The 22371-nt window shown below is 71.2% G+C and carries 16 protein-coding genes and 2 pseudogenes; 13 read left to right on the forward strand and 5 right to left on the reverse strand.

Going from position 1 to position 22371, the window contains the following annotated elements; genetic code table 11:
• Positions 1–73: 73 nt before the first annotated feature.
• Positions 74–1546 carry a catalase gene (locus IF78_RS0101640; RefSeq protein ID WP_031475436.1) on the forward strand — a complete coding sequence of 491 codons (1473 nt, stop codon included), beginning with the start codon at positions 74–76 and terminating at the stop codon, positions 1544–1546.
• Positions 1547–2358: 812 nt separating this feature from the next.
• On the opposite strand, the gene gcl is transcribed toward IF78_RS0101640, so the two are convergent.
• On the reverse strand, positions 2359–4143 hold the full coding sequence (gene gcl / locus IF78_RS0101645; protein ID WP_031475434.1) for a glyoxylate carboligase: 1785 nt from the start codon (positions 4141–4143) through the stop codon (positions 2359–2361).
• Positions 4144–4373: 230 nt separating this feature from the next.
• Here gcl and IF78_RS0101650 point away from each other — a divergent pair, with 230 nt between their 5' ends.
• Both IF78_RS0101650 and IF78_RS0101655 read left to right on the forward strand, forming a co-directional pair.
• Entirely contained in the window at positions 4374–5180 is an 807-nt protein-coding gene (locus tag IF78_RS0101650) for a hypothetical protein (protein WP_031475432.1), read from the forward strand.
• Between the two features lie 41 nt (positions 5181–5221).
• Positions 5222–5725, forward strand: coding sequence for a GNAT family N-acetyltransferase (locus IF78_RS0101655; protein ID WP_031475430.1), 504 nt, complete (start codon positions 5222–5224; stop codon positions 5723–5725).
• On the opposite strand, the gene IF78_RS0101660 is transcribed toward IF78_RS0101655, so the two are convergent.
• Entirely contained in the window at positions 5722–7308 is a 1587-nt protein-coding gene (locus tag IF78_RS0101660) for an AMP-binding protein (RefSeq protein ID WP_031475428.1), read from the reverse strand. The genes IF78_RS0101655 and IF78_RS0101660 overlap by 4 nt on opposite strands.
• Complete coding sequence (locus tag IF78_RS0101665) at positions 7305–8975, reverse strand: AMP-binding protein (protein WP_031475426.1); 1671 nt, start codon at positions 8973–8975, stop codon at positions 7305–7307. Before IF78_RS0101665 ends, IF78_RS0101660 begins: the two co-directional genes overlap by 4 nt.
• Before the next feature lie 129 nt (positions 8976–9104).
• Here IF78_RS0101665 and IF78_RS0101670 point away from each other — a divergent pair, with 129 nt between their 5' ends.
• From IF78_RS0101670 to IF78_RS0101690, 4 genes are all read left to right on the forward strand, one after another.
• On the forward strand, positions 9105–9929 hold the full coding sequence (locus IF78_RS0101670) for a response regulator transcription factor (RefSeq protein WP_037639397.1): 825 nt from the start codon (positions 9105–9107) through the stop codon (positions 9927–9929).
• A 225-nt stretch (positions 9930–10154) separates the two neighbouring features.
• The gene (locus tag IF78_RS43235) at positions 10155–13085 is read left to right on the forward strand and encodes a helix-turn-helix transcriptional regulator (RefSeq protein WP_037639400.1); all 2931 of its coding nucleotides are present in this window, start codon (positions 10155–10157) and stop codon (positions 13083–13085) included.
• Positions 13086–13399: 314 nt separating this feature from the next.
• Complete coding sequence (locus IF78_RS0101685; RefSeq protein WP_031475422.1) at positions 13400–14188, forward strand: S1 family peptidase; 789 nt, start codon at positions 13400–13402, stop codon at positions 14186–14188.
• 206 nt (positions 14189–14394) lie between these two features.
• A complete protein-coding gene (locus IF78_RS0101690) occupies positions 14395–15042 on the forward strand; it encodes a LysE family translocator (protein ID WP_031475420.1) in 648 nt (215 codons plus the stop codon).
• A gap of 16 nt (positions 15043–15058) precedes the next feature.
• On the opposite strand, the gene IF78_RS0101695 is transcribed toward IF78_RS0101690, so the two are convergent.
• Positions 15059–16180, reverse strand: a complete 1122-nt coding sequence (locus IF78_RS0101695; RefSeq protein WP_031475418.1) for a winged helix DNA-binding domain-containing protein — start codon at positions 16178–16180, stop codon at positions 15059–15061.
• 146 nt (positions 16181–16326) lie between these two features.
• On the opposite strand from IF78_RS0101695, the gene IF78_RS0101700 reads away from it, so the two are divergent.
• The 5 genes and pseudogenes from IF78_RS0101700 (at position 16327) to IF78_RS49385 (ending at position 20392) form a co-directional block, all read left to right on the forward strand.
• The gene (locus IF78_RS0101700; protein ID WP_031475416.1) at positions 16327–17487 is read left to right on the forward strand and encodes a magnesium and cobalt transport protein CorA; all 1161 of its coding nucleotides are present in this window, start codon (positions 16327–16329) and stop codon (positions 17485–17487) included.
• Between the two features lie 20 nt (positions 17488–17507).
• Positions 17508–17771, forward strand: coding sequence for a hypothetical protein (locus tag IF78_RS45585; protein WP_031475414.1), 264 nt, complete (start codon positions 17508–17510; stop codon positions 17769–17771).
• A gap of 43 nt (positions 17772–17814) precedes the next feature.
• A pseudogene (locus IF78_RS0101710) lies at positions 17815–18141 on the forward strand (acetoacetate--CoA ligase); the annotation flags it as partial.
• Between the two features lie 247 nt (positions 18142–18388).
• A pseudogene (locus tag IF78_RS45590) lies at positions 18389–18864 on the forward strand (substrate-binding domain-containing protein); the annotation flags it as partial.
• Positions 18865–19378: 514 nt separating this feature from the next.
• A complete protein-coding gene (locus tag IF78_RS49385) occupies positions 19379–20392 on the forward strand; it encodes a hypothetical protein (RefSeq protein ID WP_051827447.1) in 1014 nt (337 codons plus the stop codon).
• A gap of 64 nt (positions 20393–20456) precedes the next feature.
• Here IF78_RS49385 and IF78_RS49390 read toward each other — a convergent pair whose 3' ends face one another.
• Positions 20457–20819 (reverse strand): hypothetical protein, encoded by a 363-nt coding sequence (locus tag IF78_RS49390; RefSeq protein ID WP_234439679.1) that lies wholly within the window; start codon positions 20817–20819, stop codon positions 20457–20459.
• A gap of 221 nt (positions 20820–21040) precedes the next feature.
• Here IF78_RS49390 and IF78_RS0101730 point away from each other — a divergent pair, with 221 nt between their 5' ends.
• Positions 21041–22306, forward strand: coding sequence for an MFS transporter (locus tag IF78_RS0101730; protein WP_031475404.1), 1266 nt, complete (start codon positions 21041–21043; stop codon positions 22304–22306).
• Positions 22307–22371 lie beyond the last annotated feature (65 nt).

Consider the following 22371-nt stretch of genomic DNA (forward strand, 5'->3'; position numbering starts at 1 on the left):
TCTAGGCTCCATCAAGCGGAAAGTGTTTTCCGCTGCCACCCGCACGGAAGTGCCACCGCACGGAAGGTCCACGATGTCGAAGCGCGTGCTCTCGGCGCGAACTCTCACTACGGAGTCCGGCGCCCCGGTCGCAGACAACCAGAACTCCGCCTCCGCCGGCGTCGGCGGCCCGCTCCTGCTCCAGGACCAGCACCTGCTGGAGAAGCTGGCGCGCTTCAACCGCGAGCGCATCCCGGAGCGCGTGGTGCACGCCCGCGGCTCCGGCGCGTACGGCCACTTCGAGGTGACCGACGACGTCACCGGTTTCACCCACGCCGACTTCCTCAGCGCGGTGGGCAAGCGGACCGAGGTGTTCCTGCGCTTCTCGACCGTGGCCGACAGTCTCGGCGGCGCGGACGCCGTGCGCGACCCGCGCGGTTTCGCCGTCAAGTTCTATACGGCGGAGGGCAATTACGACCTCGTCGGCAACAACACCCCGGTGTTCTTCATCAAGGACCCGATCAAGTTCCCCGACTTCATCCACTCGCAGAAGCGCGACCCGTTCACCGGCCGCCAGGAGCCGGACAACGTCTGGGACTTCTGGGCGCACGCCCCCGAGGCGACGCACCAGGTGACCTGGCTGATGGGCGACCGCGGCATCCCGGCGTCGTACCGCCACATGAACGGCTACGGCTCGCACACCTACCAGTGGACGAACGCCGACGGCGAGGCCTTCTTCGTCAAGTACCACTTCAAGACCAACCAGGGCATCCGCTGCCTGTCCGCCGAGCAGGGCGCGGAGCTCGCCGGCAAGGACCCCAACTCCCACCACACGGACCTGCTCCAGGCCATCGAGCGGGGCGTACACCCGTCCTGGACGCTCTACGTCCAGATCATGCCGGCGGCCGAGGCGGCCGACTACCGCTTCAACCCCTTCGACCTCACCAAGGTATGGCCGCACAAGGACTACCCGCTGCAGCGCGTGGGCCGGCTGGTCCTCGACCGCAACCCGGACAACGTCTTCGCCGAGGTCGAGCAGGCCGCGTTCTCCCCGAACAACTTCGTGCCGGGCATCGGCCCCTCCCCCGACAAGATGCTCCAGGGCCGTCTGTTCGCCTACGCGGACGCCCACCGCTACCGCCTGGGCGTCAACCACACCCAGCTCGCGGTGAACGCCCCGAAGGCGACGACCGCGCAGAACTACGGCCGCGACGGCTTCATGGCGACCAACTCCCAGGGCCGGTACGCCAAGAACTACGAGCCGAACTCCTACGACGGCCCGGTGGAGACCGGCCGCCCGCTGTCGGCCCCGCTGGCGGTGAGCGGCCACACGGGCACCCACTCCGCCCCTCTCCACACCAAGGACGACGACTTCTTCCAGGCCGGCGAGCTGTACCGCCTGATGTCCGCCGAGGAGAAGTCCCGCCTGATCGCCAACATCGCCGGCGGCCTGTCCCAGGTCTCCCGCGACGACGTGATCGAGAAGAACCTGGCCCACTTCCACGCCGCCGACCCGGAGTACGGCAAGCGCGTGGAGGAGGCGGTCCGCGCCCTGCGCGAGGGCTGAACCCCAAGACTGCGTCCGGTTCCTGACGGGAGGTCAGGCCGGACGCACCGCCCGCGCTTCGACTGAGCGACCCGGATGAGGGGTGGTCGATCAGCACGAGCGCGGGCAACGTGAGGACCGCGGCGGCGTGCGAGCCAGTGCGGTGGTGAAGGTCCGGTCTCCTTCTTCGACCAGAGGGAAGGAGCCCCGGTTCCGTCGCTGCCGCCGCGGTCCCGAGCCCCCCAGACCCCGTCCGGCGGCGCGAAAGTCCTGTCGCGCCCAGCCTCGCACCGCCGGACGGCCACAACCGAATACCTCACCGGCCGAAGAGCGCCGTATGCGGACGGTCCCGCATACGGCGCTCTTCGGCGTCCTCCTGCTGCACTGCCTACCGCAGGTGCTGGATCCACCGCGATCGGTACTCCCCGCTGGGAATGTGGTGCCAATCCGGGGGCCAGTCATCGTCGAATGCCTGCGCATCAGCCATGATCAGGCCGTTGTTTCCGCAACTGTGCCGCGATCGCCCCATTGGTTGCCCTGGGCTCCGCGCCCCGCCAGTTGCCACCGGCGCTCCACCATGTGACGCCCTTTCAGCCGAGTGGCTCCGACGCCCGGGCCCCCGCCGGGTCGCCTACGCCGGCGGCCGTATGCCGGCTACGGAACCTCAGATCAACCTCTGAACATGCGCCGGAAGGCTTCAACCGCCCCCCGCCGCGGGCACACTCTCGTCACACGGTGCCCGCCGGCACGGGGGCGGCGGGCACCGGCACGGGGGACGGAAAAGGGCGGCCCAACCGAAAGGTCGGGCCGCCCTCTTGGTCGTCCGGGGTGTGTCAGACCTTCAGCGTCCTGATGGACGTCGGCGCGTGACCCGGCTCCGTCGCGATCTCCTCGAACTCGACGACGTTGCTGATGTCGTTGGTCGTCGACATGGAGATGTTGGTGACCCGCTCCAGGATCGCCTCGACGACGACCGGCACCTGGAATTCGGCGGCGAGCTTCTTGGCCTGCTCGAAGGCCGCGCCCAGCTCGCTCGGGTCCGTCACCCGGATCGCCTTGCAGCCGAGCCCCTCGGCGACCTTGACGTGGTCGACGCCGTAGACGCCCAGCTCGGGCGAGTTGATGTTCTCGAACTCCAGCTTGACCTGGAAGTCGATGTCGAACGCCCGCTGCGCCTGACGGATCAGGCCCAGGTAGGAGTTGTTCACGAGGACATGGACGTACGGGATCTTGTGCTGCGCGCCGACCGCCAGTTCTTCGATCATGAACTGGAAGTCGTAGTCCCCGGACAGGGCGACGACCTGCGCCTCCGGGTCGGCCTTCGCCACGCCCAGCGCGGCCGGGATGGTCCAGCCGAGCGGGCCCGCTTGGCCGCAGTTGATCCAGTGCCGCGGCTTGAAGACGTGCAGCATCTGGGCGCCGGCGATCTGCGAGAGGCCGATCGTGGAGACGTACCGGGTCTCCGCACCGAAGGCCTTGTTCATCTCCTCGTAGACGCGCTGCGGCTTGATCGGGATGTCGTCGAAGTGCGTACGGCGCTGGAGGGTCGCCTTCCGCTCCTGCGCGGACGCGGCCCACGCCGAGCGGTCGGGCAGCTTGCCTTCCACCTTCAGCTCCCGGGCCACCTCGACGAACAGCTCCAGGGCCGCCTTCGCGTCGGACGCGATGCCGTAGTCCGGGGCGAAGATCTTGCCGATCTGGGTGGGCTCGACGTCGACATGGACGAACTTCCGGCCGGCCGTGTAGACGTCCAGCTTGCCGGTGTGGCGGTTGGCCCAGCGGTTGCCGATGCCGAGGACGAAGTCGGACTCCAGGAAGGTCGCGTTGCCGTAGCGGTGCGAGGTCTGCAGGCCGACCATGCCGGCGTTCAGCTCGTGGTCGTCGGGCAGCAGGCCCCAGCCCATCAGGGTCGGGACGACCGGGGTGCCGGTCAACTCGGCGAACTCGACGAGGAGTTCGGCGGCGTCGGCATTGATGACACCGCCGCCCGCGACGATCAGCGGCCGCTCGGACGCGTTCAGCATCCCGATCGCCTTCTCGATCTGGGCGCGGGTCGCGGCGGGCTTGTAGACCTGGAGCGGCTCGTACGTCTCCGGGTCGAACTCGATCTCGGTGAGCTGGACGTCGATCGGCAGGTCGATGAGGACCGGGCCGGGCCGGCCGGAGCGCATCAGGTGGAAGGCCTGCTGGAAGACGCCGGGGACCTGCGCGGCCTCCAGGACCGTCACCGCCATCTTGGTGACCGGCTTGGCGATCGAGGCGATGTCGACGGCCTGGAAGTCCTCTTTGTGGATGACGGCGGTCGGCGCCTGGCCGGTGATGCACAGGATCGGGATGGAGTCGCCGATCGCGGAGTACAGGCCGGTGATCATGTCGGTGCCGGCCGGGCCGGACGTGCCGATGCAGACGCCGATGTTGCCGGGGTGCGTGCGGGTGTAGCCCTCGGCCATGTGCGAGGCGCCCTCCACATGGCGGGCGAGGGTGTGCTGGATGCCGCCGGAGGCCTTGAGCGCCGCGTAGAAGGGGTTGATCGCCGCGCCCGGCACACCGAACGCGTTGCTGACGCCCTCGCGCTTGAGGATCTCGACTGCCGCTCGGGCAGCGGTCATACGAGCCATTGAGTACTCCTGCTTCGGCTGTCGGATTCGCACTCCCGTCGCGCCCCGCGGTGAGCAATTCCGTGACGATGACAAGTCCGCGATCAGTTATTCCGTATCGCGGAAATATTTTTCTACTATCTGGAAGCAATGTAAGTGGACGGGTGAAGACCGTCAAGGGGCGGACAACCGGGCGCGCCCTGGAGGACGATGGGTGCGCTGTCCCGCTGCGAGGTCGTCCTGGAGTGGCCATGTCCGAGAGCGTGTCGGTGCGCTGCCCGGTCTGCCGGCGCGAGCATCTGTACGAGGCACCCGCGTATCCCTGCGAGTGCGGGGCGCCCGTCTCGCCGCCGCTCGACCCGCAGGGGATCGCTTCGGCGGTCACCCATCGCGCCTGGGACGACGAATGGATCACCGCGCGCTGTGCGGCGTGCGGCCGGGAAGGCGAGTGGCCCCGTCCGGAGCTGGGCTGCACCTGCGGGACCGTGCTGCGCGTGCCCGTGGCGCAGGAGTCCGCGGGCGCTCAGCGCGAAACCACGGACGCACGCCGGGAGGCGACGGACGCACCGCGGTGCGCAACGGACTCAGCGCAGGAGGCCACGGACGTACCGCACACGGCCACTGGCGCGCCGCAGGGCGTCACGGGCACGCCGCACCGGCAGACCCGCTCCACCCGCCGCCCCTTCCAGCCCGTCACGATCCGCACCGCGCGCGACGCGGTCACGGCGGCCGCCGTCTATCTGCGCTGGCTCGGCTACCGGGACATCCGCCGCGCCGACCAGCGGCCGCCGACCGGTATCGGCATCGCCGCCCACGGTCTGCTCGCCCAGGTCGACCCGACCGTACGGCCGGCCTCCCTGCGGGACGTGGAGTGTCTGTGGCTGACGGCCATGACGGAGTCCGCGGCCTGTGTCTACTTCTCCCTCGCCGGATACGCCCCCGACGCCCGCACCCGGGCCGACACCCTGGGCGTCCCCCTCTTCGTCCTCGACCTCACGGGCACCCCGCAGCCGGTCAACAGCCTCGCCGACGACCTGGACGCGACGGGCGCCCGGTAATCCGCTCGCGCCCGGCACCCCCGCCGACAGACACTCGGCGCATGCGCATCCGCCCCGCCACGCCGGTCGAGCTCCCGGCCCTTCAGGACATCGAGCGTGCCGCGGGCACCCCGTTCCGCGCCCTGGACATGGCGGCGATCGCCGACGACGAGCCGCCCGACCTGGACGCGCTGGAGCGCTTCCGCCGGGCGGGCCGCGCCTGGGTCGCCTGCGCCGGCGGCGACGACCCGATCGGCTATCTGGTCTGCGAACCCGTCGACGGCGCCCTGCACATCGAGCAGGTCACGGTGCACCCGGACTTCGCGCACCGCCGCATCGGCCGGGCCCTCCTCGCGTACGCCACCGACCGCGCACACGACGAGGGCCTGACCGGTCTCACCCTGACCACCTTCACCGAGGTCCCGTGGAACGCGCCGTACTACGCACGCCTCGGCTTCCGCGTCCTGGACGAAACCGAACTCACCCCCGGGCTCCGGAGGATCCGCGCCCACGAGGCGGAACTCGGCCTCGACGAGTGGCCCCGGGTCTGCATGCGCCGCCACTAGTCGCCCGCGGCGTACCGCTCCCGCAGCTCGATCTTGCGCACCTTCCCGGAGACCGTCATCGGGAACGAGTCGAGGATGCGCAGGCGGCTCGGGATCTTGTAGTGCGCCAGTCGGCCGTCGCAGAAGGCCCGCAGCTCCTCCAGGGTCAGCGCGTCACCCGGATCGCGCGGGATGACGCACGCCAGCACCTCCTCGCCGTACCGCTCGTGCGGGACCCCGACCACCTGGACGTCCGCGATCTTGGGGTGGGCGTACAGGAACTCCTCGATCTCGCGCGGGTAGATGTTCTCGCCGCCGCGGATGATCATGTCCTTGATGCGGCCGACGATCTCGACGTAGCCGTCCTCCCGCATCGTCGCGAGGTCACCGGTGTGCATCCAGCGGCCGGCGTCGACGGCCTCGGCGGTCTTCTCGGGTTCGTTCCAGTAGCCGAGCATCACGCTGTAGCCGCGCGTGCACAACTCGCCCGCCGTGCCGCGCGGCTGGGTGACGCCCGTCGCGGGGTCGACGATCTTCACCTCGACGTGCGGGAGGACCCGGCCGACCGTGCCGGTGCGGTGTTCCAGGTCGTCGTCGCGCCGGGTCTGGAGCGAGACCGGCGAGGTCTCGGTCATGCCGTAGCAGATGGAGACCTCCGCCATGTGCATCTCCGCGACCACCCGCTTCATCACCTCCACCGGGCAGGGCGAGCCCGCCATGATGCCGGTGCGCAGGGAGGAGAGGTCGTACGACGCGAAGTCGGGGTGGTTCAGCTCCGCGATGAACATCGTCGGTACGCCGTAGAGCGAAGTGCACCGCTCCTGCTGGACGGCCTCCAGCGTGGCCTTCGGGTCGAAGGAGGGGGCCGGGATCACCATGCAGGCACCGTGGGATGTGGCGGCCAGATTGCCCATCACCATGCCGAAGCAGTGATAGAAGGGCACGGGGACGCAGATCCGGTCCTGCTCGCTGTAGGCGATCATCTCGCCCACGAAGTAGCCGTTGTTGAGGATGTTGTGGTGGGAGAGGGTGGCCCCCTTGGGGAAGCCCGTCGTACCCGACGTGTACTGGATGTTGATCGGGTCGTCGCAGGACAGGGCCTCGAACGGCACCGGCGTCCCGCGCGCGATCAGCGCCTCCCAGCTCGGGTCCCCGATCAACACCGTCTCCCTCAACTGCGGGCATGTACCCCGCACTTGCTCGACCATCGCCCGGTAGTCGCTCGTCTTGTGGCTGAGGGAGGCGAACAGCAACGAGATCCCGGCCTGGTTGAGGACGTACTCGACCTCGTGGGTGCGGTAGGCCGGGTTGATGTTCACCATGACCGCGCCGATGCGGGCGGTGGCGTACTGGACGAGGACCCACTCGGGGCAGTTGACCGCCCAGATGCCCACCCGGTCGCCCTTGACGACCCCGCTCGCGAGCAGTGCGTACGCCAGCTCGTCGACGTCGGCGGCGAACTGGGCGTAGGTCCAGCGCCGTCCGGACGGTACGTCCACGAGCGCCTCCCGGTCCGGCCAGGTGGCGACCGTGCGGTCCAGGTTGGCGCCGATCGTCTCGCCGAGCAGCGGGGTGTCGCCGATCCCATGGGCGTAGGAGCTCACCGGAAGTCCTCCTCGCGGTACTCGGCGTCCGAACCCGCTGCCGTGGCCTCGCGCAGCTCAATGCGGCGGATCTTGCCGGAGACGGTCTTGGGCAGCGGCGCGAACTCCAGGCGGCGCACGCGCTTGTAGGGGGCGAGGGCCTCGCGCGAGTGCTCGAAGAGGACCTTCGCCGTGTCGGGGCCCGGCTCCCAGCCGTCCGCCAGGACGACGTACGCCTTCGGCACCGCGAGCCGCAGCTCGTCCGGCGCGGGCACGACGGCCGCCTCGGCCACCGCCTCGTGCTCCAGCAGGGCGCTCTCCAGCTCGAAGGGGCTGATCTTGTAGTCGGACGCCTTGAAGACGTCGTCGGCGCGCCCGACATAGGTGATGTATCCGTCGGCGTCCCGTGAACCGATGTCCCCAGTCCGGTAGTAGCCGCCGGCCATCGCCTCCGCCGTACGGTCGGCGTCGCCGTGGTAGCCGGTCATCACGCCGACGGGGCGGGCGGACAGGTCGAGGGCGATCTCGCCTTCCTCGGCCCCCGGCGCCCCCGAGACCGGGTCGAGGAGTTCGACGCGGAAGCCGGGGCTGGGGCGGCCCATGGAGCCGGTCTTCAGGGGCTGGCCGGGGCTGTTGGAGACCTGGACCGCGGTCTCGGTCTGCCCGAAGCCGTCCCGGATGGTCACGCCCCAGGCCTCGCCGACCCGCTCGATGACCTCGGGGTTGAGCGGCTCACCGGCGGCGACGGCCTCGCGGGGCGGGGTACGCAGGGCGCTCAGGTCGGCCTGGATGAGCATGCGCCAGACGGTCGGCGGGGCGCAGAACGTGGTGACGCCCGCGCGGTCCATCTCCGCCATCAGCCGGGCCGCGTCGAAGCGCGTGTAGTTGTGGATGAAGACGGTCGCCTCCGCGTTCCACGGCGCGAAGAGGTTGGACCAGGCGTGCTTGGCCCAGCCGGGCGAGGAGATGTTCAGGTGCACGTCGCCGGGCTTGAGGCCGATCCAGTACATGGTGGCCAGGTGCCCGACCGGGTACGAGGTGTGGGTGTGCTCGACCAGCTTGGGGCGGGCGGTGGTGCCGGAGGTGAAGTAGAGCATCAGCGGGTCGTCGGCGGCGGTCGGCCCGTCGGGCGTGAAGTCGGCGGAGACGGCGTACGCGTCCTCGTACGTCTGCCAGCCCTCGCGCGCCCCGCCGACGCTGATGCGCGTGTAGCGGCCGGGCACCTCGTCGAACTTCTCGGTGTCCTCGGCCCGCACCAGCACATGCCGGACGCGGCCGCGCTCCACCCGGTCGCGCAGATCGGCGGGGCCCAGCAGCGGGGTGGCCGGGATGACGACGGCGCGCAGCTTCATCGCGGCGAGGGCGGTCTCCCACAGCTCGACCTGGTTGCCGAGCACGACGAGGACGCGGTCCTCGGCCCGGACACCGCGCGCCCGCAGCCAGCCCGCGACGCGGTCGGAGCGCTCGGCCATCTCGGCGAAGGACAGCCGGACCTCGCTGCCGTCCTCCTCGACGATGTGCAGGGCGGGGCGGTCGTTCCCCGCGGCGATCACGTCGAACCAGTCGAGCGCCCAGTTGAAGCGGTCCGGCCGGGGCCAGGTGAAGCCCTCGTAGGCCTTCGCGTAGTCCTCGCGGTGGTCGAGCAGGAAATCCCGCGCACTGCGGAACAGCTCCGTCCCCGTCGTCATCTGTCCTCCTGGTCTCCGGACCTTGCCGGGCGGCTCTCTGCCATCGTGTAATCCGTGACGTGGGTCTCACTACCCCCGAACGGGGGTGTGCGCTCCGGAAAGCAGCGGCGAAAGGGCGAGTGCGTGGCAGTGGACGCGGCCGCATCGGTGGAGATAAGGAGCGCGCTGGTGCGCCTGCGCCGCTCGACCGGACTGCCGGTCGCGTTCGGCGGCCTGGTCGAGGCCGGGCACCGGCGGATGCGCATCAGCGAACTGAACGGCACGGCCACCGACTCCCTGCGCAGACTCACGGTGGCCGCCGGCAACGGCCTCGGCGGCAAGGCCGTCGCCCTCGCCCGCCCCTGCGCGGTAACGGACTACTCGGCCTCACGGCAGATCACCCATGAGTACGACGCCGCCGTCGCCATGGAGGGGCTGTGCTCGGTGGTGGCGGTCCCGGTCGTCGTACGGCGCCGGGTGCGCGGTGTCCTGTACGGCGCCCTGCGCACGGTGCAGCCCCTGGGCGACCGCACGCTGACTGCTGCCGTGGACGCGGCGCGGGACGTGGAGCAGGCGCTGGTGGTGCGGGACGAGGTGCGGGGGCTGCTGGAGACGGCGCGTCCGCAGGCGGTGCCGTCCGACCGGGACGCGGCCTGGGAACAGGTCCGTGAGGCGCACGCCACGCTGCGCGCCCTGGCACCGCGTATCGGCGACCCCGCCCTGCGCGCGGAGCTCCTGGCCGCCTGCGGGCTGCTGACGGACGGGCCCCGGCGCGACGGCGTGCAGCTGGCGCCCCGCGAACTGGACGTGCTGGCGTGTGTTGCCGCCGGCGCGACGAACGCGGCCACGGCAGAGAGGCTGGGGCTGAGGGCGGAGACCGTCAAGGGCTATCTGCGCTCGGCCATGCGCAAGCTGGGCACCCACACCCGCGGGGAGACGGTGGTCGCGGCACGCCGGGCGGGGTTGCTGCCGTAGCCCTGCGGGGGCACGGGGCGGTTGTCCTGTCCTGCGTGGGCGCGCGGTTCTGCCCTGCGAGGGTGCAGCGGTGGTCCAGCCCATCCCGACCACCTGTCATTCATTCATCCGCGCTCTGAATTTCCCCATGCTCCACCGCTGTTATTTGCCTCACCTCTCCGTCGGTCCGAATTTCAAAGATCCGTTGCCTAATATTGGCCCGAACACGACACACGGAGGGGAGCGGTGACCGTGCGACGGGACTTCAAGGAGCCTGCGAGATGCCGCCCCGACCAGGTCATCGGCAGGGAGGAGCTGTTCGGCGCGGCGCGTGAGCAGCTCGGGCGGGGCGGCAGCGTGCTGCTTCACGGGCCTGCCGGAATTGGGAAGTCGACCGTCCTGCGGGCATTGGCCACGGAATACGGCGAGGCGGCCCGCACCGTGTTGCGCTGCTCGCCCACGGAGTCCGAATCCCACCTTCCCTTCCTCGCCCTGGCCGACCTTCTCGGCCTGGTCCTGGACGAGGTGGCCGACCGGATCCCCGCCGCCCAGCTCACGGCCCTGGAGTCGGCGCTCACCGGCCGCGGCGAGTCCACCCTCCAGCGCGACGGCCTCGCGCTGCGCCTGGCCGTGCTGTCCGCCCTGCGCGCCCTCGCCGACACCGGCCCCGTCCTCGTCGTCGCCGACGACCTCCAGTGGCTCGACCCGGCCAGCGCCGAACTCCTCGGCTTCGCCGCCCGCCGCCTCGGCGACACCCCGGTGCGGATGCTGTGCGCGGTGCGGACCGACGGCCAGGAGTACGACCGCCATCTACGCGCGTCCCCGCCGGACACCCTCGCCGTACGGCTGGGCCCGCTCTCCCGCGCCCAGATGTCCGCCCTCCTCGATCACCGAGGGTTCACCGGCCTGCCCCGCTCCACGGTCCGGGACATCCACCGCACCAGCGGCGGCAACGCCCTGTTCGCCCTCGAACTGGGCCGCGCCCTCGCCGAGAACCCCACGCCGCCCCGCCCCGGCGAACCCCTGCCGGTGCCCACCTCACTGCGTGCGCTCGTCCTCAACCGCCTGGAGATGCTGTCGGAGGAGGCCCGCCGCACCCTCCTGGTCGCGAGCGCCGGCGCCCGCCCCACGCTGGCCCTACTGCACGCGGCCGGCCGTGCGAACGCCGAGGCCGAGACCGCCCAGGCCGCCGGGCTCGGCCTGCTGGCGACCGAGCCCGAGGGGCCCGCCGTACGGTTCGCGCACCCGATGATCTCCGCCGCGCTGTACGCGGAGGCGCCCGCGCAGGAGCGCCGGGCCGCGCACGCCGCGCTGTCCACGGCCGCCTCCGACCCCATCGAGCGCGCCCGGCACCTGGCCCTCGCGACCACCGGCACCGACCCGGAGGTCGCCGCCAGCCTCGCCGAGGCCGCCACCCTGGCCCGGGACCGGGGAGCGCCGTCGGTCGCCGCACAGCTCTGCCTGCTCGCCGCCCGGCACACCCCGGCGGACGGTGCGCGCTCGAGCGAAGCCGCGGGCCCGGGCGAGTCGGCGGCCGACGACGCCGTCGCAGGCGGCACTGCCGGATCTCGCGACGCCGGGCCGATCCGAAGGACCGGCCCCAGCCCGGAGGCACTGCGGTTGCAGGCCGTGGAGGACGCGATCACCGCCGGCGAGCTGGACCTCGCCCGGGACATCGCCCGCGAGGTGCTCGCCCGCACGACCGTGCCCGCGGAACGGGTACGGGCCTGGATCGCCGTGATCGACACGGCGGGCCACGCGATGAACGAGGTCGACGCGATCTTTCCGCAGGCGCTTGCCGACGCGGGTGACGACCCGCAGCTGCTCGCCCTGGTCCACTACCAACTGACCTGGCGCGCCCTGCTCGTGAAGGGCGACTTCGACGAGGCTCGCGAGGAGGCCACGTACTCGGCGGAGCTGGCCGCGCGGGCTGGCGACCGGTACACCGAGCTCATGGCGCTCGCCTTCCGCGCCCAGATCGAGACCCTCATGGGCCACCCGGACGCCCCCGCGACCATCCGGCGGGCGCTGGAGGAACCCCAGGACCCGAGGGTGGCCTGCCATCACAACGGGGCCGGCTACTCCCGCTTCCGCTGGCTCATCATGAGCGACCAGCTGCCCGAGGCGCGCGCGGCCGTCACCGCGCTGCTGCGCGAGGTGCGCCGGCACGGGTGGGTGGAGAGCGAGGTGCACTTCCTGCGCGGGGTCGCCGAGACCGAGCTGCACTCCGGGCACTGCGGTCGCGCCCTCGACCTGGCCCGCGAGAGCCTGCGGCTGGCCCGCGACACCGGGATCGGCGAGGTGGCCTCCGCGGTGCTGACCTCGCTCGCGGAGGCCGCGGGCGGGGAGGTGGACCGGGCCCTCGCGCTGGCCCGGGAAGCGGTGGAGCACGCCGAGGAGGACGGCGACCAGATGTACGTCTCCCGTGCCCTGGCCGCCCTCGGCCACGCCCAGCTGGTAGCCGGGGACGCGGAGGCGGCGGTGCGTTCGCTGCGCCGGGTGCGCGAGGTGGAACAGGGCCTCGGCATCACCGACCCGGCGCGCGGCCGGTGGCACGGCGACCTCGCCGAGGCCCTGGTGCGCAGCGGCGAGTTCGCGGAGGCGCAGGACGTCGTCGACGTCACGCGCGAGCAGGCGCTGCGGCTGGACCGCTACAGCGTGCTCGCCGTCCTCGATCGCGCCGAGGCACTGATCCGTGCGGCCAGGGGCGAACAGGACGCCGCGGCGGCCCAGTTGACGTCGGCACAGGACCGGCTCGGCAAGCTGGGCTACGGCCTGGAGGAAGCCCGGGCCGCCTTCGCCCTGGCCCAGCTGCGCACCGGCACTCCGGGCCCGACGTCGTACGACGAGGCGGCCCGGCTGTTCCGCCGCTGCCGGGCGCTGCCCTGGCTGCGGCAGGTCGAGGCGGCGGCCGAGGCACGCCCCCCGGAGGCCGCCCCCGCCCCCGTCTCCGCGCCCGAGGTCCTCGTCGGCCCCGACGCCCTGGAAGGGCTCGCCTCGATGGAGCGTCAGGTCGCCGCGCTCGTCATGGAGGGCGCGACCAATCGGGAGATCGCCGCGCGTCTGTTCATCAGCGTCAAAACGGTCGAGGCGACACTTACCCGGGTCTATCGCAAGCTGGGGATCCGATCGCGGGTCGACATCGTCAGACTCGCGGCGGGACGTCGTACGAGCTGACTTCCCGAGGTCGGGCGAACTGAGTTCGTGGCGCCGTACGACCTTGAGTTCGTGACGTCGTGCGATGTGCGTTCGGGGCGCCCTGCGACGTGAGTTCACCCGTTTTTGTCGGTCCGCGCGGGTTTATCCGGCACGACCGAGGGTTTTCCCTGCCCAACTCCCTTAGGGGGTTCCCTCATTGGGAAGGGGAACTTCCGGGACCTACCTTATGGATGTGCCGCTCGCCCGGGCACACGGGGGTCGGTCCCGCGCCCCCGTGCACACCCCCCACCCGCGCGACCCCCCACCGGCAGCAACCCCCAATGAGGAGACTCATGTTCGGGCTCACCCGTGCCAGAAAGACCGCCGCCGTCGCGGCGACCGCGGCCGCCGCCGCGGCCGCACTGCTCAGCGCCCCCACCGCTGAGGCCGCGTCCACGCGCATCGTGGGCGGCACGACGACCACGACGACCGCGTACCCGTTCATGATGCAGATCACGGACGCCTCGCAGAGCCAGTTCTGCGGTGGCACGCTCGTCTCCGCGACCAAGGTCGTCACCGCCGCGCACTGTATGGTCGACGAGACCACCAGCAGCGTCCGGGTCGTCGGTGGCCGCACCTACCGCAACGGCACGAACGGCACGGTCAGCCGGGTCAGCGACATCTGGATCCACCCCGACTACACGGACGCCACCGACGGCAACGACGTGGCCGTGCTCACCCTGTCGACCTCGATGCCGTACACGACGGCCTCGTACGTCGACTCCTCGGACACCGGTGTGTACGCGACCGGCGCCACCGCCCGCATCATCGGCTGGGGCACCACCTCCTCGAACGGCAGCTCCTCCAACCAGCTGCGCACGGCGACCGTGCCGATCGTCTCCAACTCCAGCTGTTCGAGCTCCTACGGTTCGAGCTTCATCGCGTCCGACATGGTCTGCGCCGGATACACCTCCGGCGGCGTTGACACCTGCCAGGGCGACAGCGGCGGTCCCCTGCTCATCGGGGGCGTCCTGGCAGGGATAACTTCCTGGGGCGAAGGCTGCGCCCAGGCCGGTTACCCGGGTGTCTACACCCGGCTGACCACCTTCTCGGACGAAGTGACCGAACAGGTCGAGTCGTAACCGGGAACGGCACCCAGAAGGTCTCCTGAGCACACCTCAGGCGCAAGACCAGGGGGCGTTGCGGGCCTCCACGAGCGGCCCGCAACGCCCCCTATCCATGCCTCATCCATGCCTCATCCATGCCTCCCGGCCAGGTCCGCCGCCCCGCGTCCATGGCCGTTGTCAGTGGCGCCTGTTTGAATGGCTGCCGGATGGGGGTGATGGGCATGGTGTCCGCAGACCGTTTGCTCGCCTTCGCGGCGATGTCGGTGTTGGTGATCGTGATTCCGGGGCCGAGCGTCCTGTTCGTCATCGGCCGCGCCCTGGCGCACGGCCGCCGCTCGGCCGTGGCGACCGCCGTCGGCAATGTCTTCGGCTCGTATCTGCTGGTGGTGGCCGTCGCGGTGGGCATCGGCTCCCTGGTGGAGCGGTCGGTGGCGGTCTATCTGACGGTGAAGCTCGCCGGCGCGGCCTACTTGGTCTACCTGGGCGTGCAGGCGTTCCGGCACCGCAAGGAGCTGAAGGCGTCGGCGATACGGGCCAGGTCGACGGGTCCGGAACGCGGTGATCTGCGGACGGTCCTCGACGGCGTCCTCGTCGGTGTCACCAACCCCAAGGGCGTGGTGTTCTTCGCCGCCGTACTCCCCCAGTTCGTGGACCACTCGGCGGGCCATGTCCCGCTGCAGATGCTCCTGTTGGGCCTGGTCCCGATCACCATCGGCCTGGTCACGGACACCCTGTGGGGCCTGACCGCGTCGGCGGCCCGCACCTGGTTCGCGCGCTCCGACCGCCGGCTGTCGCTGATAGGCGGAGCGGGTGGGTGCACGATGATCGGGCTCGGAGTGACGGTCGCGGTGACGGGTCGGGCGGACTGACGCCCGAGTCGATCGCCTACGGGATGACGGTCCCGAAGCGGATGTCGTACGACGCCTCCGGATGCATCACGCGCAGCATCCGCTCCGCCTCCTCCGTCACCTCCCCACGCTGGGCCTTGGTGAGTTCGGTGAACTCCTCGATGACGAGGGCGTCGCCGAGGATCCGCCACACGCCCACGAGGAAGCCGTCGACGAGGAGCGGGCAGTAGAGCGTGTTCGCCTGCCAGGTGCGGCCGCGGTTCGCGGGCGGGATCACTCGGGTGCGGTCGGCATGGGAGAGGAGGAGGTTGTCGAACTCGGGCAGGAAGCGGGGCGGGGCCGGGGTGTCCGGGTCCGGGCGCGGGGCGTCCGGGAGGTCGAACAGTTCGACGTCGTTCTCGTCCCGGAAGGTGATGAGCTCGGGGCGGAGCCGTTCGAAGGCGTCGCGCATCCGGGTCAGGCCGGACCAGGTCTGCATGTCCTTCACCGATGCGGGCCCGAAGGCACCCAGATATCGCAGCACCGTGGCCTCCGCGGAAGCGGCCGGCTCGGCGGGCCGGCCCAGCCAGTGCTCGGCGGTGGTGAGCGCGACCTGGGCGCTGCGGCCCCACATGCCGCGCGGGGTGACCTGGACGAGGGGCAGCTTGCAGCGGGCGGCGACGGCCAGGGACTGCGGGTCGGCGTCCGGCCACTCGCCGCTGAGGGCCTCGCGGAGCTGCTTCATGGTGCGGGGCTCGGCTTCGACGAGTTCGCGGGCGAGTACGGCGAGCCGGTCCAGGTCCACGCCGACGAGACCCTTGCGGAAGTAGTTGATCTCACGGTCCCGGGCGGGCTGTACCAGCGGGCGCAGAGTGAGGCTGTCGTCGGCGGAGTGCAGATGGATCGTCGACCGCATGGTGACGATGCGCACGGCGGTACGGTCGGCCAGCAGCCCCGACAGTTCCTCGGGCGTGAAGCCGTCGAGGCGGGCGGCGAGCGCGTAGTGGGGCGGCTTGACCTCCTGGGCCTGGAGGCCGACCAGATGCTCCACGGCCGCGAGGGCGGACAGCGGGGAGCGGCGCAGCAGCAGCTGCCGGTCGAGGGTGGCGCGGTTGAGGGCGCGCGTGCTGAGCACGGGGACTGCCGCGGCCGTCGTCTTCTTGGTGCTGCGCTTCGTCATACCCGGCACGCTAGCGAGACTTGCGGACACCTTCCGTCCGCAACTCTCACGTAATCCAGGACCGGCCCGCCCCACCCATGCCATTCGCCCCCGTATATCCTGCTCCGAGATCACGCACTCGTCGTCCCGACCGGGAGGCAGCCGCGATGTCCGAGCGACGCGCACGCCCCGCCTCGAAGAACCCGATGAAATCCGTCTGGCGCCGGGCCGCCAACCCGGCGCAGCCACCGGAGCCGGAGCCGCCGGCACCCCCGGCCCACTCTTCGGCACCCGACGCCTCCGAGGTGGCGAGCGTCGTGCAGGCGGTGCTGTACCGGGACGGCGTGCGCGTGTCCTCCCCCGCCACCCTCGCCGATACCTACCGTGAGCTGCGCGACCAGCCGTCCGGCATGGCATGGATCGGCCTGGCCCGCCCCACCGAGTCCGAACTCCTCTCCCTGGCCGCCGAGTTCTCCCTGCACCCCCTCGCCGTCGAGGACGCGATGGAGGCACACCAGCGGCCCAAGCTGGAGCGCTACGGCGACACGCTCTTCGTCGTCCTGCGCGCGGCCCGCTATCTCGACGCGCCCGAGGAGGTCGACTTCGGCGAGCTCCACGTGTTCGTCGGACCGGACTTCGTGATCACGGTGCGCCATGGTGCGGCCCCCGACCTGTCGGCGGTGCGCCGGCGCATGGAGGAGACGCCTGAGCTGCTCAAGCTCGGCCCGGAGGCGGTGCTCTACGCGATACTGGACGCGGTCGTCGACGGCTATGAGCCGGTGGTGGCGGGCGTCCAGAACGACATCGACGAAATCGAGACCGAGGTCTTCCGCGGCGACCCCGAGGTCTCCCGCCGTATCTACGAACTCTCCCGTGAAATGGTCGAGTTCCAGCGCGCAACCCGGCCGCTGGTCGGCATGCTGCACGGCCTGATGGCCGGCTTCTCCAAGTACGGCACGGACGAGGAACTCCAGCGTTACCTCCGCGACGTGGCCGACCACGTCACCCACACCAGCGAACGCGTCGACGGCTTCCGCCAGGCCCTCACCGAGATCCTCACGGTGAACGCGACGCTGGTCACGCAGCAGCAGAACGCGGAGATGCGGGCGCTGGCGGAGGCGGGGTTCGAGCAGAATGAGGAGATCAAGCGGATCTCGTCGTGGGCGGCGATCCTGTTCGCTCCGACGCTGGTCGGGACGATCTACGGGATGAACTTCAAGCACATGCCGGAGTTGCACTGGGTGCTGGGATACCCCTTCGCCATCGCCCTGATGGCACTGGTGTGCACCAGTTTGTACGCGATCTTCAAGCGGCGGGACTGGCTCTGAGCCGAGTCGAGGTACTCGCATTGCCGTCGACGGCCTCCCACTGCAGCCGCGACCGCCCTCGTCGTAGGTGCGGGCAAAGCTCCGACATCGGCGTCCGGGTCACCGAGGGCGAACTCGTCCCGCCCGCCGAGGCGTTGCTCGACAAGGCCCTGGAAGCACCCGTCCCCCTCCACAACATCCCCGAGGGGCTGCGCCTGAGGTCGGTGACCACCACGGCGGACGGGATCGAGGCCCGCTTCACGGGCAAGTCCGTGACGTTCCGCCCGAGTTCGACGTCCGCGTGACGCCGGGCAGCCGTCCCCTCGTCAGCCGAGGTCGGTCAGCCGCGCGGAGGAGCCGGACGGCGGCTACTGGATGCCGCTGTTCGTGGTCCTCACGGCCGGGTCCGGTCTGGACGACGCCCTGCGCGACCGGATCCGCGACGCGATCCGCACCGGCGCCTCACCGCGCCATGTTCCCGACGAGATCCTCGAGGTCCCGGCCATTCCGCACACCCGCACCGGAGAGAAGCTGGAGGTCCCGGTCAAGCGCCTCCTGCAGGGCGCCCCCGCCGAGCAGGTCGTCAACCCCGCGGCGGTGGACGCGCCCGACCTCATCGACTACTACGCCCGCCTGGGAGCCGAGCGCCGCGAGCGGCGAAGCACCGGGCCCTGAGAACGGCACCCGAAGGGCCACCGCGCCGCATCAGCGCGGGGTGGCCCGGGACGTTCGCTGAGTCAACGTCCAGCGGCGGGCGCGTGGACGTGCCGCCCTGGTGTGCGCGGCCCAGCGGCTGCTCGCCGAGGGCCGCACCGACGTCTCGATCCTGGACATCGCCGAACTCGCGGATGTCGGCGCGAGCTCACTGCGGCACGCACAGCCCGGTAGCGACGACGCCACGTACGCGGACCAGGTCGTCCACATCACCGGTCCGTCGCTCGCCCACGTCGCCGATGGAGTGGAACAGGCGGCCGCCGAGCGCGGCAGACTGAGCCCGGTCTGCGCCCCGCACGACGACACGGTCCGCGAGGACGACCTGGTGCAGCTCATGCGGGAGCAGCACGCCGCCGCCGTGCTCCTCGTCGGCGGTGTGGTGCCGGACGAGGCCTACGACCGTCGCGTCGCCGGATACGCGAAGGCACTGGACGCCGCGGGCTCCCGGCTGGTCCTCGTCGGCCGTCCGGCACCGGCGCCTGCTGTTCCTCGGCGGGGAGGCCGGAATCAGCAGCGCCGAGCAGCGGCGGGCCGGCTACCGGGACGCCCTGCGCCCATGGCGCCGACCACGTCGAGGAGTTGGACACGACCGGGACGTACACCCGCTCCTCGGGCTATGTCCGCACCCGCGACGCGGTGCGCGCCGGGCCGGGGTTCACCGCGGTGTTCGCCGCGAGGAGTCTCCGGCCGAGGACGACCATGGGGCAGCACGCCGCCGCCGTGCACAAGTTCCAGCAGGCGCTGACCTTTCTTCGACCACCTCGGCTACGCCCGCCTCGACGCGCCGGGTAAACGGCTGATCTTGGGTCGCCATGGGCGTCTCGACGTCCGGACTCAAGTGACGGACCACCCCTGGCGCTACCCCATCCGGTGGCTTATAGCCGCTACAGGGTTATTCATATCACCTTATTTCCTATTCATTTCACTGTCCGGCTCTTGGTGCTGACCATCCGTCACGAGGCCCTGAACCAAGTCGAGGAGAGTGGAGACAATGACGACATCGCCTAGATGGCGATCTGTTCTGACGCCGGCGGCCATGGCTGCCGCACTCGCCGCAGCCGCGCTGGGGAGCGCCGGCCCCGCCGGCGCCCAGGACCACACCAACCCACACCCGCCGTACCCGGCCCCCCCCCCCCCCCCCCCCCCTGTGGGGAAGCCCCCGTGTCCGGGGCGCCCCCCGGAGGCCGGGGACAAGCCCGTGAAGCCGGAGTACCCCGTCAAGCCGGTCAAGCCCGTGCTCCCGGCCAAGCCTGAGCTGCCGGTCAAGCCCGTGAAGCCTGACTACCCGGTCAAGCCGGTCAAGCCGGAACTCCCCGCAAAGCCTGTGCTCCCGGTCAAGCCGGTGAAGCCTGCTTACCCGGTCAAGCCCGAGAAGCCCGTGCTCCCGGTCAAGCCCGAACTGCCGGTCAAGCCCGTGAAGCCTGACTACCCGGTCAAGCCGGAGCTCCCGACAAAGCCCGTGCTCCCCGCAAAGCCGGAACTCCCCTCCAAGCCCGTGCTCCCCGCGAAGCCCGCCTACCCGGTAAAGCCGGTCAAGCCGGAACTCCCGGCCAAGCCCGCGCTCCCCGCAAAGCCGGAACTCCCCGCGAAGCCCGCGCTGCCCGCAAAGCCCGTCCTTCCCGCCAAGCCGGAACTGCCGGCCAAGCCGGAACTGCCGGCCAAGCCGGAACTGCCGGCCAAGCCCGCACTCCCGGAGAAGCCCGCGCTCCCCGCAAAGCCGGAGCTCCCGGCCAAGCCCGCACTCCCCGCAAAGCCGGAACTCCCGGCCAAGCCCGCACTCCCCGCAAAGCCGGAACTCCCGGCCAAGCCCGCACTCCCCGCAAAGCCCGCCCTTCCCGCCAAGCCGGAACTGCCGGCCAAGCCCGCACTCCCAGAGAAGCCCGCGCTCCCCGCAAAGCCCGCGCTCCCCGCAAAGCCCGCACTCCCCGCCAAGCCTGCACTTCCTGCCAAGCCGGAATTGCCGTCCAAGCCCGCCATCCCCTCCAAGCCGACGAAGCCGGAGCTTCCCTCGAAGCCCGCCATCCCGGTCAAGCCGACAAAGCCGGAACTCCCCTCCAAGCCCTCTCTCCCCTCCAAGCCGGAACTCCCTTCCAAGCCCTCCAAGCCTGACCACCCCAAGAAGTCCGAGCACCCCAAGAAGTCCGACCACCACGAGAAGTCCGAGCACCACGAGAAGTCCGAGCATCACAAGGACTCCGAGAAGCACGACTGATGACACCGGCCAGGAAAGGCTGACCCCCTGCCGGGCCCGGGTATCCGGGCCCGGCACTTCCCTGTCAGCCGGCGGCCGCGCGGTGGAGGGCGTTCCTGCAGGCCAGGACTGCTGGATGGCGGCCGCGGCCGCGGCGTACGACGGTGAAGACGCGGCGGGTGCGTTGGCCGCGTGGGAGTTGCCGCAGGGGGACCGTCGGAGGTCCGCTGCTCGACCAGGCGGACGTGGCGGAGAAGGTCGGTGGTCTCGAACCGTACGTCGGGTTCGAAGCCGACGTTGGGGTGTGGGCCACGAGGATCTCCGCCTGCTCGGTCAGCCGTACCCGCCGCCCGACCGGTTCCAGCAGCGGTACGCCGACCTCGGCCTCGGTCGCGGCGCGCTGACCCGCGCGCCGGCCCGCGCGGGCCCCCGCACTTCCCAAGGTCATCCACGGCATGGATGAGCCGGATCCGGGATTCGGATCGCCCGGAGGATGGCGGCGGGGAATCGGACGGCCCATAGTCGTCCTACCCGCACGCCGCAGTCCGGACCAGCGGCTGATCTGCGGTCGCCCACCGCGTCCGCCGTGTGGGCATCCACAGCATGCCGTGCGCCGTCGGCGCCCGTGAGAGGCATGCCCGCGCCCGCACACCGTCCCCTGGAGTCGCCATGCCCGGTTCCGTGTCCCCGACCCCGCCCACCTCAGCGGTCGACGACGCCGCGCCGTCGCCCGTCGCCGTGTCGGGCCCGGCCCATCTGCTGCGCCTGACCCTGCTGATGGCGGGGAGTTGTCTGCCGATCCTGGGTGCGGTGCTGATCGCCCCGGTGCTGCCGAAGATGGAGGACCACTTCGCGTCGACCGCGGGGGCCAAGGCGCTCGTTCCCCTGGCGCTGACAGTTCCGGCGCTGTCGCTGGCCCTGCTGGCCCCGTTCGCCGGGGTGATCGTGGACCGGCTGGGCCGCAAGCGGCTGCTGATCGTGGCGACCGTCCTGTACGCCGTGTTCGGCACGGCGCCGCTCTGGCTGGACTCGCTGGGCGCGATCATCGCCGGCCGGGCCCTGGTCGGTGTCGCCGAGGCCGCCATCATGACCTGCTGCACGACCCTGATCGGCGATTACTACAGCGGTCACCGGCGGGTGAAGTACCTCGCCCTGCAGACCATGTGCGCCTCCGCGTCGGCCACCGTCTTCTTCGTGCTCGGCGGCGCCGTGGGCTCGGCGGGCTGGAAGGTGCCCTTCTGGGTCTACGCCGTGAGCCTGGTCCTCGCTCCGCTGATGGCGTCCGCCCTGCCCGACCCGGCGGCCCGCGCGACCACCGACGAAGCCCCGGCCGAGGCGCAGGCGGCAGGCCCGACGGTCCGACGCCCCTTCCCCTGGCGGCAGTTGGCGGGCATCTGCGCCCTCACCTTCTTCGGAGCGATGGTCTTCTACACCGTCCCGGTGGAGATGGCGTACCTGCTCGACGACCTCGGCGTGGAGAACTCCGGTGTGATCGGTCTGGCCACCGCGATCGCGAGTGCCGCCACCGTGGGTGGTGCCATCACCTTCGCCCGGCTGAAGCGCTCCCCGGACCCGATGCTGCCCGCCGTCTTCGCGGTCTGCGCGGCCGGGTTCGGGGTGATGTCCCTGGCGGGAAACGCGCCGCTGCTGGTCGTCGGAGCGGTGATCAACTGCCTGGGGACGGGGATGCTGCTGCCCGCCTTGCTGACGAGCGCCATGTCCCGGCTGGCGTTCGAGGACCGCGGGCGTGGGACGGGGCTGTGGACGGCGGCCTTCTTCGGCGGCGAGTTCGTGTGCCCGCTGGTGCTGCTCGCCGGGGAGTCGGCGGTCGGCAGCCTCGCGGGTGCGGTGGGGGTGCTGGGGCTGGCTGCGGCGCTGGTGGCGGCGGCAATTGGGCTGACGGCCGGCGCAACGCCCTCAGGGGCGCGGGGCTGAATTGATGTGCGGCTCCGCCGCACGGGCGCGACCAGCCACGAGGGACCCGCAGCCGCAGGACGGCC

It is taken from the genome of Streptomyces bicolor (assembly GCF_000719285.1).
GTDB classification, from domain to species: Bacteria; Actinomycetota; Actinomycetes; order Streptomycetales; family Streptomycetaceae; genus Streptomyces; species Streptomyces bicolor.

Coding starts and splice junctions, on each gene's coding strand:
- IF78_RS0101640 (WP_031475436.1), top strand. CDS start 74: ATGTCGAAGCGCGTGCTCTCGGCGCGAACTCTCACTACGGAGTCCGGC.
- gcl (WP_031475434.1), bottom strand. CDS start 4,143: ATGGCTCGTATGACCGCTGCCCGAGCGGCAGTCGAGATCCTCAAGCGC.
- IF78_RS0101650 (WP_031475432.1), top strand. CDS start 4,374: ATGTCCGAGAGCGTGTCGGTGCGCTGCCCGGTCTGCCGGCGCGAGCAT.
- IF78_RS0101655 (WP_031475430.1), top strand. CDS start 5,222: ATGCGCATCCGCCCCGCCACGCCGGTCGAGCTCCCGGCCCTTCAGGAC.
- IF78_RS0101665 (WP_031475426.1), bottom strand. CDS start 8,975: ATGACGACGGGGACGGAGCTGTTCCGCAGTGCGCGGGATTTCCTGCTC.
- IF78_RS0101685 (WP_031475422.1), top strand. CDS start 13,400: ATGTTCGGGCTCACCCGTGCCAGAAAGACCGCCGCCGTCGCGGCGACC.
- IF78_RS0101690 (WP_031475420.1), top strand. CDS start 14,395: ATGGTGTCCGCAGACCGTTTGCTCGCCTTCGCGGCGATGTCGGTGTTG.
- IF78_RS0101695 (WP_031475418.1), bottom strand. CDS start 16,180: ATGACGAAGCGCAGCACCAAGAAGACGACGGCCGCGGCAGTCCCCGTG.
- IF78_RS0101700 (WP_031475416.1), top strand. CDS start 16,327: ATGTCCGAGCGACGCGCACGCCCCGCCTCGAAGAACCCGATGAAATCC.
- IF78_RS49390 (WP_234439679.1), bottom strand. CDS start 20,819: ATGACCTTGGGAAGTGCGGGGGCCCGCGCGGGCCGGCGCGCGGGTCAG.
- IF78_RS0101730 (WP_031475404.1), top strand. CDS start 21,041: ATGCCCGGTTCCGTGTCCCCGACCCCGCCCACCTCAGCGGTCGACGAC.